This window comes from Roseomonas rosulenta, assembly GCF_016106005.1.
Taxonomy (GTDB): domain Bacteria; phylum Pseudomonadota; class Alphaproteobacteria; order Acetobacterales; family Acetobacteraceae; genus Neoroseomonas; species Neoroseomonas rosulenta.
In genome coordinates, this window is sequence record NZ_JACADR010000022.1 from 17,006 (window position 1) to 32,170 (window position 15,165).

16 protein-coding genes are annotated in these 15,165 nt (G+C 68.6%); 1 reads left to right on the forward strand and 15 read right to left on the reverse strand.

The genetic code is table 11. The annotated features are described in order from the left end of the window. Window positions 1-12: 12 nt before the first annotated feature. The 9 genes from HW578_RS05215 to HW578_RS05255 form a co-directional block, all read right to left on the reverse strand. A complete protein-coding gene (locus HW578_RS05215) occupies window positions 13-2,019 on the reverse strand; it encodes a phage tail protein (protein ID WP_198369489.1) in 2,007 nt (668 codons plus the stop codon). Continuing rightward, window positions 2,019-2,372, reverse strand: a complete 354-nt coding sequence (locus HW578_RS05220; protein WP_198369490.1) for a DUF6950 family protein — start codon at window positions 2,370-2,372, stop codon at window positions 2,019-2,021. Before HW578_RS05220 ends, HW578_RS05215 begins: the two co-directional genes overlap by 1 nt. After that, window positions 2,372-2,950, reverse strand: coding sequence for a hypothetical protein (locus tag HW578_RS05225; RefSeq protein ID WP_137126620.1), 579 nt, complete (start codon window positions 2,948-2,950; stop codon window positions 2,372-2,374). The genes HW578_RS05220 and HW578_RS05225 overlap by 1 nt, the downstream gene beginning before the upstream one ends. Beyond that, window positions 2,947-3,636, reverse strand: coding sequence for a hypothetical protein (locus HW578_RS05230; protein ID WP_198369491.1), 690 nt, complete (start codon window positions 3,634-3,636; stop codon window positions 2,947-2,949). The genes HW578_RS05225 and HW578_RS05230 overlap by 4 nt, the downstream gene beginning before the upstream one ends. 15 nt (window positions 3,637-3,651) lie before the next feature. Continuing rightward, window positions 3,652-5,820: a tape measure protein gene (locus HW578_RS05235; RefSeq protein WP_198369492.1), complete on the reverse strand. Its 2,169-nt coding sequence runs from the start codon at window positions 5,818-5,820 to the stop codon at window positions 3,652-3,654. A gap of 1 nt (window position 5,821) precedes the next feature. Next, window positions 5,822-5,971, reverse strand: coding sequence for a hypothetical protein (locus HW578_RS05240; RefSeq protein WP_198369493.1), 150 nt, complete (start codon window positions 5,969-5,971; stop codon window positions 5,822-5,824). A gap of 164 nt (window positions 5,972-6,135) precedes the next feature. Then, on the reverse strand, window positions 6,136-6,513 hold the full coding sequence (locus tag HW578_RS05245) for a hypothetical protein (RefSeq protein ID WP_198369494.1): 378 nt from the start codon (window positions 6,511-6,513) through the stop codon (window positions 6,136-6,138). Between the two features lie 130 nt (window positions 6,514-6,643). Next, window positions 6,644-8,878, reverse strand: a complete 2,235-nt coding sequence (gene pnp / locus HW578_RS05250; RefSeq protein ID WP_198369503.1) for a polyribonucleotide nucleotidyltransferase — start codon at window positions 8,876-8,878, stop codon at window positions 6,644-6,646. Window positions 8,879-9,078: 200 nt separating this feature from the next. Next, complete coding sequence (locus tag HW578_RS05255; RefSeq protein ID WP_198369495.1) at window positions 9,079-10,308, reverse strand: hypothetical protein; 1,230 nt, start codon at window positions 10,306-10,308, stop codon at window positions 9,079-9,081. 299 nt (window positions 10,309-10,607) lie between these two features. On the opposite strand from HW578_RS05255, the gene HW578_RS05260 reads away from it, so the two are divergent. Next, window positions 10,608-11,684, forward strand: coding sequence for an IS5 family transposase (locus HW578_RS05260; RefSeq protein ID WP_198369496.1), 1,077 nt, complete (start codon window positions 10,608-10,610; stop codon window positions 11,682-11,684). Between the two features lie 243 nt (window positions 11,685-11,927). Here HW578_RS05260 and HW578_RS05265 read toward each other — a convergent pair whose 3' ends face one another. The 6 genes from HW578_RS05265 to HW578_RS05290 are packed head-to-tail and all read right to left on the reverse strand — an operon-like array spanning window position 11,928 to window position 14,963. After that, the gene (locus HW578_RS05265; protein ID WP_198369497.1) at window positions 11,928-12,890 is read right to left on the reverse strand and encodes a phage tail tube protein; all 963 of its coding nucleotides are present in this window, start codon (window positions 12,888-12,890) and stop codon (window positions 11,928-11,930) included. A gap of 34 nt (window positions 12,891-12,924) precedes the next feature. Then, entirely contained in the window at window positions 12,925-13,371 is a 447-nt protein-coding gene (locus HW578_RS05270) for a hypothetical protein (RefSeq protein ID WP_198369498.1), read from the reverse strand. Then, a complete protein-coding gene (locus HW578_RS05275; protein ID WP_198369499.1) occupies window positions 13,368-14,096 on the reverse strand; it encodes a DUF6441 family protein in 729 nt (242 codons plus the stop codon). Before HW578_RS05275 ends, HW578_RS05270 begins: the two co-directional genes overlap by 4 nt. Beyond that, entirely contained in the window at window positions 14,093-14,413 is a 321-nt protein-coding gene (locus HW578_RS05280; RefSeq protein WP_198369500.1) for a phage holin family protein, read from the reverse strand. The genes HW578_RS05275 and HW578_RS05280 overlap by 4 nt, the downstream gene beginning before the upstream one ends. Before the next feature lie 11 nt (window positions 14,414-14,424). Continuing rightward, complete coding sequence (locus tag HW578_RS05285) at window positions 14,425-14,733, reverse strand: head-tail joining protein (protein WP_198369501.1); 309 nt, start codon at window positions 14,731-14,733, stop codon at window positions 14,425-14,427. After that, window positions 14,730-14,963 carry a hypothetical protein gene (locus HW578_RS05290; protein WP_232478689.1) on the reverse strand — a complete coding sequence of 78 codons (234 nt, stop codon included), beginning with the start codon at window positions 14,961-14,963 and terminating at the stop codon, window positions 14,730-14,732. Before HW578_RS05290 ends, HW578_RS05285 begins: the two co-directional genes overlap by 4 nt. Window positions 14,964-15,165 lie beyond the last annotated feature (202 nt).

Here is a 15,165-nt window from a genome sequence, read left to right on the forward strand (position 1 = left end):
GATGGCTCCGGTTCAGATCGCAGTGGCGGAGACCGGTCCGGTCAGGGCCGAGACGTTGCCCTCGGCCGAGACGGCGCGCAGCCAGTACCAGCGGGTGTCGCCCACGGCCAAGCCGGTGCGGTCCCAAAAGAGGCTGGTCGGCTCCTCGGGCAGCTTGGTCGCCGCGCTGAGGCTGCTGCTGGTCGCCTCGAACACCTGCAGCCGCACGGCGTCGGGCGGGAAGCCGCCAGAGAGGCGGATGCCGCCGGCAATGGCGGTTGCGGTCGGCGCCACCACCGCGGCCGGGACCAGCGCCTGCCGCCAGCCCGACACCGCCCCACTGCGCGCCACCGCGCGCACCCGGAAGCCGGTCGGCTCGGCGGTGGGGAGGACGGCGGCGGTGGCGCCCAGAGACCCACCATAGCCCTGCCAGGCCGCCACGGAAGCCGGCAGGAACTCGACCTGGTAGCCGGCGAGGTGGGAGGAGCCGACCGCCGCCCAGGAGACGGCCAGGACGGCAAAGGCGGTTGCCTGCGGCGTCTCCACCGTGATGCTGGCGGGCGCGCCGATGACCCCCGGGTTGGGCAGCACCACGGCGGGGTTCGATCCGGTGGCGCGCTCATCGACCGCCGGGTTCCAGTCCCATACCGCGGCGTCCTCCTCCTCCAGGGTGAGGTCGATCCCACCCTCGGCGGCGAGCGACCAAGCGGTGACCCGCGCCGGGAAGGGGGCGAGGCGGTCGAGGGCGACCGTCGCCGCCTCCCAGGGTCGCAGCCGCAGGGCGGAGAGGTTGGCGGGGAAGGCCACGGTGCGCTGGCGGCGGTTGCGCTCCAGCTCGACCTTCATCAGCCGCTGCACGGTGCTGACCGAGGTGGTGAGCGGGAACTCGAGATCGCGGTAGATCATCTCGCCGCCATCCTGGGCGACGTAATTGCTGGCCAGCAGCGGCGGCGCATCGGTCGGCTGCCAGTTGGCGGCGGGCTCGACATAGACGGCGCGCACCCCGTTGAAGAGATCCCGCCGCGGCCGCGCGCCCTGGATGGTGACGTCGCCGCGGAGATCGTCGGAGGTGAGGGTTGCGGCGGGCAGCGCCGGCGCCCCGGCATGGATGAAGAACCGCCCGCCGGAGACCACCAGCGCGCCGGCCATGGCGGCGGCGAGCTTGCGGGTGATGGCGATCTTGCCTTCGGCGAGCGACAGCACGCCGTTCGCGGTGTAGCGGCGCTCGTAGACCCCGGCCCGGATGCCGACCAACTCGTCGCAGATGTTGGCGGCGGCCATCAGCGCCGGGATGTCGATGTCGGCCCAGGCGGCGCGCCAACCGAAGGGCGCGGTGAGGTACCAGGCGAGCAGCAGGGCCGGGTTGTCGGACCAGCCTGTCGCGCCGGTGCGCGGGTCGAGGATGGTGTCGGCGCCCTCGACGATGGCGGCGATGTTGGGCGGGCCGGCGGGAAACGCCTCGGCGGTGATCTTGAGCCGGACGGCGACATAAGCGCGGCCGCGGCCGCGATGCGCGCTGGTCCACTGGCCGCCGGTCTCGGCGATCAGGTTGGCGTTGGCCGCCTGGTCGGGATCGCCGAGATGGCGGTCGATGCGCACGAGGCCGGAAAACGCCCCATCGCTCTCGACCTTGTCGCCGAGGAACACCTCGCCGATCGCCTGCACGCGGTGCGCGGCCAGCACGACGACCGAGTAGAAGAAGCCATCCACGCGGCCCTCATCGTCGGTCGCCGAGTGCAGGAAGACGATCGGGCCCGACACCTTGCAGCGGCCGAGGACGAGCTGGTGCTCGGTGACTGGCTGGCGGAAGGCCTGGGTGCGGCCGGCGCCGGGCTGGCCGGCGTCGAAGCCGGCGATCGCCGCCGCCTGCGGGCTGAGGCTGGCCTGCTTTTTTTGCTTCTGGGGAAAGACCGACTGGCCGATGGCCGAGACGATGAAGGCGGCGCCGGCGCCGACGACGGCACCGATGATGCCGCCGCCGACCGCGGCAGAGGCAATGCCGGCGGCAGCCACAGCGATGAGCGGCACCGCAGCCGGCATCAGGCGATCCTCCAGGCGGTGGTGCAGGTGATGAGCGGGGCGCGGACCAGGCCGCGGGGGCCGACGAAGGCGGCGCGGCCGCCATCGACCACGACGCCGAGGCGGGGCGGGTCACCCGCCAGCACGACATCTCCAGCGCGGGTGAAGGCCGGCGGAATGCGCGGGAAGCCGGCGCTGTCCGCGGTGGCCTCGAGGGAGGGGCAAATTCGGATGCGCGTCCGTGCACCCGTGCAGGCCTCGATAGCGGCGAGGGCAAACTGCCCGCAATTCCAGCGATGCGCATCGAACGGGCGCGTCTCGGCGTCGGTCAGCAGGGCTGCCAACCGAGCAGGCCAATCCGGCAGCCGGGCCATCAGCTGGCCGGCAGCCGGATCTCCGCCTCCTGCAGGGCGGGGACGAACTCGAAGAAGCGGTCGCCCGGATACTCGGCCTGCTGGTCGGCATCGGTGTAGCGGCGCACCTCGGCGCGCTCGAGGTCGACCAGCCGGCTCTCGCAGGTCAGCGAGATCCTGGGTTCCGCCCCGTCCACCACCTGCATGGTGTCCATCAGCCCGGCCCAGAGCGGGAACGGGTCGGCGACGAAGGCGCCCTCGGCGTCGAGCAGCGCGCCCCACAGCCGCGCCGGGCGCAGCCGAAAGGACTGCTCGGCGAGCGCGATGTCGACCACCTCCTGCGGCACCGGGGAGAGGGTCAGCGTGATGCGCACGGCGCGCAGCTCGGCGGTCTCCTCGATGTCGGAGACCGCGCCGATGGTGCCCATGCCCTCATAGGTCACCCCCGCCCAATGGAGCGGCCCGAGCCCGGTCCAGGCGCGGATGGGGCCGGAGGCGAAGTCGAGCTCGACCAGGACCACCGGCGTGGCGACGGGCGCGGTCGCCGCCGCGGCGGCCTGGGGCGAGAGGCGCGGCGTGGCGGTGATGCCGTCCGTCATGGCAGGGCCTCCTCGAGGCGAATGGTGATGGCGGTGAAGCGCCCCGGCCGGGTGGGGTTGGCCCCCTCGTCATCGGAGGCGAGGCGCATGGCGACGGTGGGCGTGGTCAGCACCAGCGGCTCGGCGAGCGAGGCGGCGGCGCGCAGCGGCGGGGCGATCGGGATGGTTGCCGTGCCGGCGCCGGAGGCGACCACCGGCGCGGTCGCCATGTAGAGCCGGCCGGCGAGGCCGATATGGTCCCCCGCTCCGACCGCCACCGCGTTCGGCCACCAGCCCTGGGTTTGTAGGGACAGCGCCCCGTGGGCCGCGCCGGCCGCCAGCGACGGCGTGCCCGATCCCACCACCAGCCCCGTGCCATCGGTGAAGATGGTGGCATCCGAGAAGGAATACGGCCCCGCGGGCACCTCGCCCTGGCTCCGCGGATCGCCGGTGCGGTATTCGCGCCGCCAGTCCCAGATGCGGACCGTGTTCGCCGATCCTGCCAGGGCGGCGAGCAGCCCCTCCAGCACGCCGGCCTGGATGCGGTTGAGCGGATCGAAGCTGGCCTCGGCGATCCAGCGCGCGCCGTCCCGGCGCAGCACCTGGGTGGCGCGGCTGACCGGTGAGACGAAGCGCAGAGTGTTGTGCTGCAGGTAGAAGCTCAGCCGCGACGGCCGCAGCGCGGCGGGCCAGGCGTATTCGGTCATGGCTCACCCTCCCCGCTATCCGCGCACCGTGTCGTAGGCCGCCCCGCCGCGGCGGATGGCGTCCAGCGTCATCGCCGAGGCCTGCCGCGCGATCTGCCCGGCGAGCAGGCGCAGCCGCGCCTCGACGCCGGCATCGGCACCGCGGGCGTCGATCGTGATGCTGGTGTGGATGGTCGGCCCGCCCGGCGCGGTGCCGTTCGGCAGCACGATGCCTGCCTGGCGCGGGACGAACCACTCGGGGCCCCGCTCGCCGACGACATAGGGCTGGCCGGCGGCGACCGGCCCGCCCTCGGCGCGGAACAGCCCGCCGAGCCAGGAGCCGACATCGGTGAACAGGCTGTCGAAGGAGATGCCCGACAGGCCGGCCGACACAGCGTTGCCGAGCGGCTCGGTAATGACCTTGCGGGCGAGGATGCGGGTGATGTCCTGCAGCAGCCCTTCGAGCACGGAAGAGAACTTCTCGCCCTTGACGATGGCGTCCTCGAAGGCGCTGGAGAAGGTCAGGCCGAGCTCGCGGACGGTGTCGGAAGTGCGTTCCGCGCCGCGCTGCACACGCTCCTCCGCCCGTTCCAGCTCCTCCATCGCCGCGACCGCCTCGCGCTGGATGGTCTCGTCCGGCACCACCCGCCCGGCCCGTTCCGCCCGCTCCACCAGGCTGGAGAGATTGGCGAGGCGGCGCTGGTAGCGCTCATAGGCGGTCTCGTTCTGCTGGATCAGCCGCTCGCGCTCGCGTAGCAGCTCGTTGAGCTCCCGCTCGGCCTCGCGGGCCTCCCTGGCACCCTCGGTGCTGGCGCGGCGGACGGCGGCAACCCGTGGCTCGAGACGCCGCAGCGCCTCGTCGCGCTCCTGCAAGGCGAGGGTCTCGAGGCGGGTGCGCTCGGCCGCGGTGACGCCACCGGCGGCCTCGGCCTCGCGCAGGCGGCGGACCCGCTCCTCGTATTCCCGGTTGATCCGGAAGCGGTCGTCGAGGTCGCGCGTGAGCTCCTGGACGTCCTGGGTGGCGCGGCGCCGCCGGGCGTCGGCCGCGGCAGTGGCGGCGCTCTCCTGTTCGCTGCGCTGGCGCTCGCCGGCGGCCTGCTCGCCGCGGGTGATCTCGGCCTGGAGCTCCGTGTATTGCCGGCGCAGCTCCTCCAGTCGGGCGGCACGATCCACCCCGGCCTGCTGCTCGGCGGCGCCGACCAGGCCGGGACGGATGCTGCCGCGGCGCACGGGCGCGGTGAGGCTGGCGCGGCCGTCCTGCTGGCTTTCCAGCCGGGCGATCTGCGCCGCCAGCGCCTCGGCCTGGCGGCGCATGCCGGCGAAGCGCTCCTCCTCGCTGAGCATGCCGGCGCCCTGGCGGACGCCATCCACCGCGCGGGCGGCCGCGGAGAGCGCGCGGGCCAGGGCGTTCGACAGGCCGATGGCGCGGTCGAGCTGGCCGAGGAAGTTCTCGGTCGCCGCCGTCAGCTGCCCGAAGGCACGGCCGAGGGAGAGCGGGGCGCGATCGAGCTCGGCACCGAGGCGTTCGGTGGCGCGCAGCAGAGCCGGGAACACCCGCTCAGCGGTGAGCTTGCCCTCGCTGCCGAGCTTGCGCAGTTCGCCGATCGAGACGCCGAGTTCCTTGGCCAGCCCCTCGGCGAGCAGGGGCATGGCCTCGAGGATGGAGCGGAGTTCGTCGCCCTGCAGCACACCGGAGGCCAGCGCCTGGGCGAGCTGCAGGGTGGCGGAGGAGATCTCCTGGGTGGAGGCGCCGGAGACGATGGCGACGCGCTGCAGACCGCCGGCGAGACGCACCACCTGGTCGGAGGTGGCGCCGATCTCGCGGGCGGCGATCGAGAAGCGCTGGAAGGCGTCGACGCTCTCGGACACCGCCACGCCGGTGGACAGCGCGTTGCGGTACAGCGCCTCGTAGACTTGGCTGGCGCGCTCGACCGAGCCGGTGGCGTTCTGCAGGCGCGAGAGGCTCTGGCTGAGCGCGTCGCCGGCCTGGACCAGAGCCCGGGCTGCGACCGCCACGCCGGCGAGCTGAATCCCCCGCACGGCGACGTCGAGCAGTTCCAACGAGCGGGAGGCGCGCTCCGCGCCGCCCTTGATCTGGTCGAGGGAGCGCTGGCCGGTCTCGCCGACCTCGCGCAGCCCGGCCTTGACCCGGGCAGCATCGTCCAGCGACAGGCGGACCGAGACGCGGCGGGTGGCGTCGGCCATGTCAGGTCGTCTCCCCCTCGCGGCGGGCAGCGCTGCCCTCGGCCATGCCGATGCGGATGGCGAGCAGCATTTCGGTGGCCGCCCAGCCGCTCGCCCCCAACTCGCGCGCTGCGGTGAGCGCGCCGGCGGTGTCGAGCGTCAGGCCGGCCATGGTCACCTCGGCGCAGGTCGTGCCGGCGGTCCAGCAGGCGTGGCCTTCGACGCTGGTGGGGGCGTGGGCGGCGTAGGGACAGGCGTCGGCGCAGTCGCGGCCGAGGGCGGCGCAGCCGCGGCAGTAGTCGGGCCCGCGGCCGAAGTGCCAGGCGGCGCGGGCCCTCAGCCGTTTCCCTCGATGGCCACCGCGGCGACCGGCGCCGTCGCGCGATCCCAGAAGGTCGCCGCGATGTCGTCGAGGTCCATCAGGCGCTCGACCGCCTCGGGCGACAGCGGCAGCTTCTGGCCGGCGGCATCGCCGACGCCGTCCCAGGCGGTGACGGCGTGGCGGGCGAGCGCCTTGACCAGGAAAGCGAAGGACAGGCCGCGCGACATGTCGGGGTCGAGATCCGGATCGGCGATGCGGATCGCGGCGAGTCGGCGCGCTGCGGCAGCTTGGGCTGCAGCCATGACCGCCGTCGTCACGGGCTTGATCTCCACGCGGACGCCGCGCGGCAGGTCGAGCCAGTACGGCTCGGCCGGGAGGTCGAGGGTGAGCATTCAACACTCCGGTTGGAAATTTCTACAGAGATGTGCTGGGGAGATGGCAGAAAGGCTGCTGTGAGCCAGATGAAATCTGGCTCAGCATCTGGGGTTTACAGCTCGACTAGCCGATTGAGAGCATATGCCGTTACGCGGCCGTGCCGCGCCGATCGCGCATGGTTGCGCCATCTTGGCGCTCGCCGCGCTCCTCGCCTTCCGCGCGCGGACGCTTCGCGCCGACTTGCTCGGTGATGTCGGCGCCGGTCGCCTGGTCGACCACCCGCATGGACAGCTTCACCTTCCCGCGCTCGTCGAAGCCGATGACCTTGACCTTCACCTGGTCGCCTTCCTTGACGATGTTGGTGGTCCTGTTGACGCGGTCCTGGGCGAGTTCGGAGATGTGGACCAGCCCGTCCTTGGCGCCGAGGAAGTTCACGAAGGCGCCGAACTCGGCGGTCTTCACGACCTTTCCGTTGTAGATCGCGCCGATCTCCGGCTCGGCCACGATGCCCCGGATCCAGTCGATCGCCTTCTGCGCGGCTTCCGTGCTGGTCGCCGCCACCTTGATCGTGCCGTCGTCCTCGATGTCGATCTTGGTGCCGGTCTGCTCGGTGATCTCGCGGATCACCTTGCCGCCCGAGCCGATCACGTCGCGGATCTTGTCCTTAGGCACGTTGATGACGGTGATGCGCGGCGCGGTCGCCGCGACATCGGTGCGGTGGCCGGTCAGGCCCTTCGACATCTCGCCCAGGATGTGCAGGCGGCCGTCCTTCGCCTGCTCCAGCGCGATCTTCATGATCTCCGGCGTGATGGACGTGATCTTGATGTCCATCTGGAGCGAGGTGATGCCCTGCTCGGTGCCGGCGACCTTGAAGTCCATGTCGCCGAGGTGGTCCTCGTCGCCCAGGATGTCGGACAGCACCGCGAAGCCGCGGTCTTCCTTGATCAGGCCCATGGCGATGCCCGCGCAGGGGCGCTTCAGCGGCACGCCCGCATCCATCAGCGACAGCGAGGTGCCGCAGACGGTCGCCATCGAGGAGGACCCGTTCGATTCCGTGATCTCGGAGACCACGCGGATCGTGTACGGGAACTTCTCCTTCTCCGGCAGCAGCGGATGGATGGCGCGCCAGGCAAGCTTGCCGTGGCCGACCTCGCGCCGGCCGGGCGAGCCCATGCGGCCTGTCTCGTTCACGCTGTAGGGCGGGAAGTTGTAGTGCAGCATGAAGTCCTCACGGTACTCGCCCGTGAGGGCGTCGATGATCTGCTCGTCCTGCCCGGTGCCGAGGGTGGCCACGCAGAGGGCCTGCGTCTCGCCACGCGTGAACAGCGCCGAACCATGCGCACGCGGCAGCACGCCGACCTCGGCGACAATCGGACGCACAGTCCGGGTGTCGCGGCCGTCGATGCGCTTGCCGGTGTCGAGGATGTTGTTGCGAACGACGTCGGCCTCGAGCTCCTTGAGGAGCCCCTTCGCCATGTTCACATCCGCGCCCTCGGCTTCGAGCGCTGCGACCACCTGCTTCTTGACCGCGCCGACCTTCTCCTGGCGGAGCAGCTTCTGCGTCTCGGTGTAGGCGACCGCCATGTCGGCGCGGCCGAGTTCGGCGATGCGGGCCTTGAGCGCGATCTCGGCCTCGGAGGGCTCGGGGAGCGCCCAGGGCTCCTTCGCGGCGACCTCGGCCAGGTCGATGATCGCCTGGATCACGGGCTGGAAGGAGCGGTGGCCGAACTCGACGGCGCCGAGCATGACCTCCTCGGTCAGCTCATGCGCCTCGGATTCGACCATCAGCACGCCTTCCGCGGTGCCGGCGAGGACGAGGTCGAGCGCAGAGGCCTTGCGCTCCTCGGCGGTCGGGTTGAGCACGTACTGGCCGCCCACGTAGCCGACGCGTGCTGCGCCCACCGGGCCGAAGAAGGGGATGCCGGACAGCGTCAGCGCCGCCGAACAGCCCACCATGGCGACAATGTCCGCCTCGTTCTCGAGGTCGTGCGACAGAACCGTCGCAACCACCTGGACTTCGTTGCGGAATCCATCGGGGAACAGGGGACGGATGGGCCGATCGATCAGGCGCGAGGTCAGCGTCTCGAACTCGGACGGCCGCCCTTCACGCTTGAAGAAGCCGCCCGGGATCTTGCCGGCGGCGAAGGCCTTCTCCTGGTAGTTCACCGTCAGCGGGAAGAAATCCTGGCCGGGCTTCACGGAGCGGGCGCCGACCGCCGTGCAGAGCACGATGGTATCGCCCAGGCGCGCGAGCACGGCGCCGTCGGCCTGGCGGGCCATCTTGCCCGTCTCCAGGACCAGGGTCTTGCCGCCCCAGTTGATTTCCTTACGGAATAAATAAACCGCACTATCACTATATTCTTGACGACTACCGTCATCCATTTGATGACTATCATAATGAATTATTTGCGCAATCGCATCTTTTACATCAGATATAATTAACGCAGCTTGATTCAATAAATGAACTGCTTGGTCTAAGTTTTTATTTTGATCGTATTGTTGTGCCCTCAAACGATCCACAACATCGGCTTCAAATGGCGCGATCTGAATAATTTGATCTAGATCGCCTCGAAACGAACCGCTCATCGGAGCACTCCACCGGACTGCGCTGCCACCGAGTCCAAAATCTTATCTATCAATCCCACCGCAGCCGCTTCTTCGCTTCCGGAATAAAAAGCGTTTTGCTTAAATAAAAATGCATGCCTTTCGGCCTTTAACAACCCGACATAGCTGTCAATCTTTAAAATCTCATCTGCCCACTTTGGATCTTGACGAGATAATATTTCAATTTTGATTGATTCTGTTCTTAATATTTCTTGATCAATTGTAAAACATGTTTTCGACAAAAAATCTTTTATCTGATCGCTGAAAATAGTCATCCAGCATACCCGGCTAAGACTAAGCGCACGCTTTAGAGATTTGATAAGATTCTTATCAGTTCGATATTTCTTTACCTGTGATACTAGCCACGACACATATCGGCCCATCTCCACTGCATTTGTGAGTTTGTTTGGAACATAATCACTTGCAGACACCTGCGCTTCTTGAAATGAAAATGTTTGAGAATAACCTGCGCTGTCGAAATTCTCATCACATAGAACAGCCAAACTAGTTACGTCGAAGGGACGTTTCTCGCTCAATCTTGATATATAGTCTAATTTGAACGTTGCCAATTCAGCAACGCGGAAATTAGTAGACCGCAAAGAATTTCGAAGTTCGGCTGCGCTGGCTGTCTGCGGCCATTTAAGTTCACCCACTTTGACAGCGGTACAAATTAGATCGCCGCTCTCGCCGAGCCTGGAAAAAACAGCATCCGCAACCAAATCGCCGCCCCGCAGAGGCAAATATTCACAAAAATCAACATCGTCAACGTGCTCCAATATTTGTCGCACAACGTTACTTCCGCTTAGACAAATGATAGATGATCCATGTATACGCACAGAATTTGCAAGCATCCAAATTTGTTGTAAGAATGCTGAGTTGGGAAATACTGCAACTAAATGCGCCGGAACACGGAAGAATGCGGGCGGCTCCTGACGAATTAGGTAGCCAGCATTCTCTGGATCGGCGTCCCATCCAGGAAAAAGGGTCTCACAAATTTTCGCCTGTGCGAAAAGTGACGTCTCTAAGAATGACTCCAATTTTGCTATGTGCGCGCCCGATCGTTGTGCTGATGTTGGTAAATCCATCAATTGCCTGTAGTAAGCGCCGCACGCAAGCACTGTTGCAGTAAGTGTCTTGCTATAGTCTGATATCGGCTGTGTCTCTCTTTGACCGCGTAGGCCGACCTCAGATTGATCTTCCACATGCATATCGTTGTTGCTCGTCTGCTCTTTGAACTAGGCCCGCAGTGTGACCCGGTTCTCGTTCCGTATGATGCAGGAGTACGCGCTTAAGTGTCATCCAAATTTGCGGCCGTGAGGAGACAGTCCCGCGATCTCAACCTGAATCCCTCTCAGGACACCCGAATGCTGATCGCTCACGACGTTTTATGCGGTCAGGAGTTTGCACCGCCAGATGCCGCGACCAAACAGCTGGACACCTCCGGAAACCCCCTCGTCATGATGATCGCGGGCTGATTCACTGACGCGGATCAGCGCGAGGGAAGGCGATGGTTCGGCAGCCTGGGTTCTTCGATGTGGAGGAGCGGCTGCGCGAACTGTCGGCCAAGGGCGATGACCTGGAGCGGATCGCCGCGCTGGTTGATTTCGCCATGTTCCGGGGCGAGTTGGAGCAGGCCGTGCCGCGCGCGGACGGCACGAAGGGCGGACGGCCCGCCTTCGATCACGTGCTGATGTTCAAGATCCTGCTGCTGCAGGCGATGCACGGGCTGTCGGATGAGCGCTGCGAGTACCTCATCAAGGACCGCCTGTCGTTCATGCGCTTCCTCGGCCTGGGGCTGGCCGAACCGGTGCCGGACGCCAACACGATCTGGGCGTTCCGCGAGGCGTTGAAGCGTGCCGGTGCGGTGGATCGGCTGTTCGCGCAGTTCGACGCCACGCTGCGCGCCGCTGGCTACCTGGCGATGGGCGGGCAAATCGTGGACGCGACCATCGTCGCAGCACCCAAGCAGCGTAACACCGAGGCCGAGCGCGCAGCGAACAAGGCGGGCGAGATCCCCGAGGGGTGGGCGGAGAAGCCTGCGAAGCTGCGCCAAAAGGACCGCAACGCGCGCTGGACGGTGAAGTTCTCCAAGGCCAAGCCGCGCGAGGATGGCGCGCCGCAGGTCGATCTCGCCGTACCGACCTTCGGCTACAAGAACCACATCTCGATCGACCGCCGGCACGGCCTGATCCGCGGCTGGGCCGCCAGCCATGCCGCAGCCCATGACGGCGCGCGCCTGGCGGAGGTGGTCGATGCCGACAACACCGCTGGCGATCTCTGGGCCGATACCGCCTATCGCTCGGCGAAGAACGAGGCTTGGCTGGCCGAGCGTGGCCTGGTCTCGCGCATCCACCGCAAGAAGCCGCCGGGCCGGCCGATGGCGGCAAGGACGCGACGGGCCAATGCGCGCAAGTCGGCCGTGCGCTCAGCGGTCGAACATGTCTTTGCCCGGCAGAAGGGGCCGATGGCGCTGGTCGTGCGCACCATCGGCATCGACCGGGCGCGGGTGAAGATCGGCCTCGCCAACCTCGCCTACAACCTCAAGCGGTTCGTCTGGCTCAGCAGCAGGCCAGCGACGGCGTAGTCTCTGGGACTGCCGTACCCGTCACCCACGCACCCCGGCAAACATCCACGGGCAGCCCCAGCCACGTGATCCCGGCCCTGGGCACGCACCGCTCGACCATCACGCCCACAGACAACAGGGTTTCTGGAGGTGTCCAGCTTAGCCGACGACGAAGGACCCATTTGCGGCCATAGGGTCGAGACCGCAGACGCGACCCGCGTAACGTCTGAGGAACAACAGGGTAAACCCGCTCGGCACCGAGCATCAGGTGTACGTGCTCGCCTCCTGCTGGTTCTTCAGAGTGGCCGTCATCATGCAGGTCGCGGCGGCGTTGTAGGCGGCTCGGAACTCGAAGCTCGCCTCGACGCCCGCCGGCCCCTCGACCGGCGTCTTGGCCAGCGCCAGGTAGACCTCGTGCAGCGTGAAGGTCAGGCTGTGGTTCGCGTCGATCGTGTAGCCGAAGGCGAACTCCGCCGGCGCATTGTTCTGCGCCTGGGTCAGCAGCGTGGTGTCCGCGAAGCGCGCCGTGATCTGCCCGGTGGCACGCGCGATGCCGGGATCTACGCCCTCCACCTTCCGATCGGCCCGAATGGTGCGCACGATCTCCATGCCGTTCGCGTAGGTCAGCCTGGCCCCCGTCACCTGCGCCAGTGCGGCGCCGTTGCGGCTGATCGCCCCCTGCGCCTTGTTGAAGGCGGTGTAGGCGGCGCTGGTCGGTGTGCCACCACTGCTGCTCGGACCGCGCGTCGAGCCCTGCCCCATCAGCCCGACGGTGGCGGTGGCGGGGCCGGTCGGTGAGAAGTCGATCTCCAGCGTGTCGGCGCGCACGCCGGTGCAGAGATCGTAGTTCGGCACGTCGGGGTAGCCGATCTCGATGCTGTTGGACGGCAGCGCCGCGGCGCCGGAGCCGAAGCTGTGGATGAAGTTCGGGCTGGTGCCGGTGGTGGTCGGTGGGCCGAGCAGCAGCCGGAACCAGTGACCGATATTGATGAGGTCCACCGGGACCACCGCCTGGCCCTGCACGGTGACGGTGTCGAGGAAGGGGGCCGCGGGATCGCGGCTGCTGCCGACGCCAATCACGTCGGCATCGAGCAGCGGTTGCTCGGCGCCGAGATCGCAGGACAGGAACGGCATCCGCAGCCAGTCGCCCGCGGACGCGGGCGCGGTGCCGTAGGTCGCCTCGGGGATCATGAGCAAACGGCAATTGGCGCCGATGGCACGGGGCATCGGGGATCTCCGGGATCAGCGAGAGGAGGAAGCGTCAGGCCAGCGGTGAGCCAGCGACGGTGAAGAACACGGTGACGGGGACCAAGGCCGCGCGGGCGGCGGCGGCACCCTCGAACTCGACATCTTCGAAGCCGGGCGCGCCGGGCTGGGCCCACTCCACCGCGCCACTGAGCGTGCGGTCGGCGATGATCGCGGCGGCGATGTCCACCAGCAGAGCGTCGAGCAGCGCGGTGCGCGCCGCCGGCGTCGCCCCGGCCACGGTGACCTCGATCTCGGCGCGGTGCTCGATGGCCCAGGCGAGCGGCGAGAAGATCGCCGTCTCCTCGACCGTCTCACCGTCGCGGATGACGACCAGCCCGCCCGGTGGCAAGCGCTGCGGCACCGTCTCGCCGCGAACGACCAGCGGGGCGGGATTACGGGTGGCGAGCGCCGCCACCAGACGGCCATGCAGCGCCGCAATCGCGGCCTCGCGCATGCTCATGGCGCCGCCCTCCCGATCTCGCGCTCCCAGGCCGCCACGAACCGCCCGGGCAGCCGACGCAGGCCACGTTCCGCGGCACCCTTCACGTCGAGCCGCTTGGCTAGCTTCACCTGCGGCAGCAGCAGGAACATCGGCACCATGCCGCGGGCGAGCATGCTGCGCGCCCAGGCCTCGCGGCGCGTGCGGTTGCCGGTGCCGATCTCGGCAAGGCCGCCCGCGACAAGGCGGGTGCGGCGACGCCGGCCGGTCTGCTCGCCCTGGCGGAGCGGCAGGCACCAGACGAAGCCCCGGCCCGACTGGAACGGCCGCAGGAAGCCCTGGCCAGACGCGACCATCTGCGCCGGGGTGACGCGCAGACCCTTCTCGCCACGGCCCCGGCGTCCCCGCGCCGCGTTGAAGCCGGTCGGGATGGCGAGGAACTTCCGGCCACCCTTGGCGCGGATGAGCGCGCCGCGCTCGAAGGCGTCGATGACGTTGGGCACCTTGGTCCAGACGAGGCCGGCGGGACGCAGTGACTGGCCCGATCGAGGGAAGACCTGGGAGCGCCAGGCATTGGCGATGCCGAGCGCATTGCCGCCGAAGCTGCTGGTCACCTGCCGGCGCAACTCCTGCTTGACCTGCTCGCTCTCGGCGCGGATCGCTGTCATCGCCGCGCGCTCGCCGGCGCGGACCTCGGCCGCGAGCACCTGGCGCAGATCGCCGACGATGCGGGCGCCGAGCCTCACGGAGTGCCGCCGCCGGGCGGCAGGCCGGTGCGGTGACGGATGATGGCGACGGCAAGGTCATGTAACGCCGCCTGGCCGAGGTAGCCGAACACGAAGGCAAAGAGAAAGCGGCCGTACTCGTTGAACTCGAGGAAGCCCCCGAGGGCATAGCCGGCGCTGCCGACCAGCGCGGCGGAGGGCACCTCCCAAGCCAGGCACCAGCCGAAGCGCCGGCGCTCCGGGTTGTTCCACCGCACGAAGCCACCGGCGAGGCCGGCCGCGGCACCGAGCAACAGGTCGCGCAGGATCTCCAGCAGGGTGAGAGCGTTCTGCGGCATGGCGGGAACTCCTATCGCTGGCAGAGCACGCGCCAGGCGGTGCCGGAGGCGTCGCGCTCGGCATGGGTGACGGTGAGCAGGTCGGGACCGAGGACGAAGCTGTCGCCGGCGGCGAGGTCGGGAAGGACGGCGATGGCGACGGAGAGGATGTCGGTGGCGGAGAGGATCTCGGTGCCGAAGGCGTCGGCCACACGGTCAGGGGACGACCGGAGGACGCGGACCGGAATTGCAGGGCCGGTGCCGCCCTGTCGGTAGACGGCCTCGGCGCCCAGGTTCGGATCGGCGACCAGGGCCGCCATCGCATCGGCGAAAGCGTTCACTGCTCGCCGCCGTCGGCCGGGTTCAGCCGGCGTACGGCGGCGAGCCGTCCGGCACAGTCGGCGTGGGCGGCGTCGTAGAACAGCAGTAACTCCGCCACCTGCCCCTGCGTCAGCCGGTCTGTATTGGGCAGCGCCGGCGCCGCGGCGCAGACCAGCAGCGCGTCAGGGAGACGCAGCGGCAGCAGCCGGATCTCCGGCGGTGCGGCCGGCGCGCAGGCGGTCGACAGCATCGCGCAGCACAGGGGCAGCGCCCGTCGCGTGGCTCGGGTCACGGCGGAGAGCCTCCAGATTGGCGCCAAGGCGCGCGGCCTGGGCGCGGGCGCGCTCGGCCTCGCCGGTCAGCGCGGCGATGTGGCGGGCGTGCTCGGCGGTGGCCTGCGCGAGCGCGGCGGCATTCGCCTCGGCGGTGCGCGTGGCTGTCGCGGCATCCAG

Bases quoted from the DNA above. Each gene is read 5' to 3' on its own strand.
- HW578_RS05230 (WP_198369491.1), bottom strand. From the start codon at position 3,636: ATGACCGAATACGCCTGGCCCGCCGCGCTGCGGCCGTCGCGGCTGAGC.
- HW578_RS05240 (WP_198369493.1), bottom strand. From the start codon at position 5,971: ATGGCCGGCCTGACGCTCGACACCGCCGGCGCGCTCACCGCAGCGCGC.
- HW578_RS05245 (WP_198369494.1), bottom strand. From the start codon at position 6,513: ATGCTCACCCTCGACCTCCCGGCCGAGCCGTACTGGCTCGACCTGCCG.
- HW578_RS05225 (WP_137126620.1), bottom strand. From the start codon at position 2,950: ATGACGGACGGCATCACCGCCACGCCGCGCCTCTCGCCCCAGGCCGCC.
- HW578_RS05235 (WP_198369492.1), bottom strand. From the start codon at position 5,820: ATGGCCGACGCCACCCGCCGCGTCTCGGTCCGCCTGTCGCTGGACGAT.
- HW578_RS05280 (WP_198369500.1), bottom strand. From the start codon at position 14,413: ATGCCGCAGAACGCTCTCACCCTGCTGGAGATCCTGCGCGACCTGTTG.
- HW578_RS05255 (WP_198369495.1), bottom strand. From the start codon at position 10,308: ATGCATGTGGAAGATCAATCTGAGGTCGGCCTACGCGGTCAAAGAGAG.
- HW578_RS05265 (WP_198369497.1), bottom strand. From the start codon at position 12,890: ATGCCCCGTGCCATCGGCGCCAATTGCCGTTTGCTCATGATCCCCGAG.
- HW578_RS05215 (WP_198369489.1), bottom strand. From the start codon at position 2,019: ATGCCGGCTGCGGTGCCGCTCATCGCTGTGGCTGCCGCCGGCATTGCC.
- pnp (WP_198369503.1), bottom strand. From the start codon at position 8,878: ATGGATGACGGTAGTCGTCAAGAATATAGTGATAGTGCGGTTTATTTA.
- HW578_RS05260 (WP_198369496.1), top strand. From the start codon at position 10,608: ATGGTTCGGCAGCCTGGGTTCTTCGATGTGGAGGAGCGGCTGCGCGAA.
- HW578_RS05220 (WP_198369490.1), bottom strand. From the start codon at position 2,372: ATGGCCCGGCTGCCGGATTGGCCTGCTCGGTTGGCAGCCCTGCTGACC.
- HW578_RS05290 (WP_232478689.1), bottom strand. From the start codon at position 14,963: ATGCTGTCGACCGCCTGCGCGCCGGCCGCACCGCCGGAGATCCGGCTG.
- HW578_RS05270 (WP_198369498.1), bottom strand. From the start codon at position 13,371: ATGAGCATGCGCGAGGCCGCGATTGCGGCGCTGCATGGCCGTCTGGTG.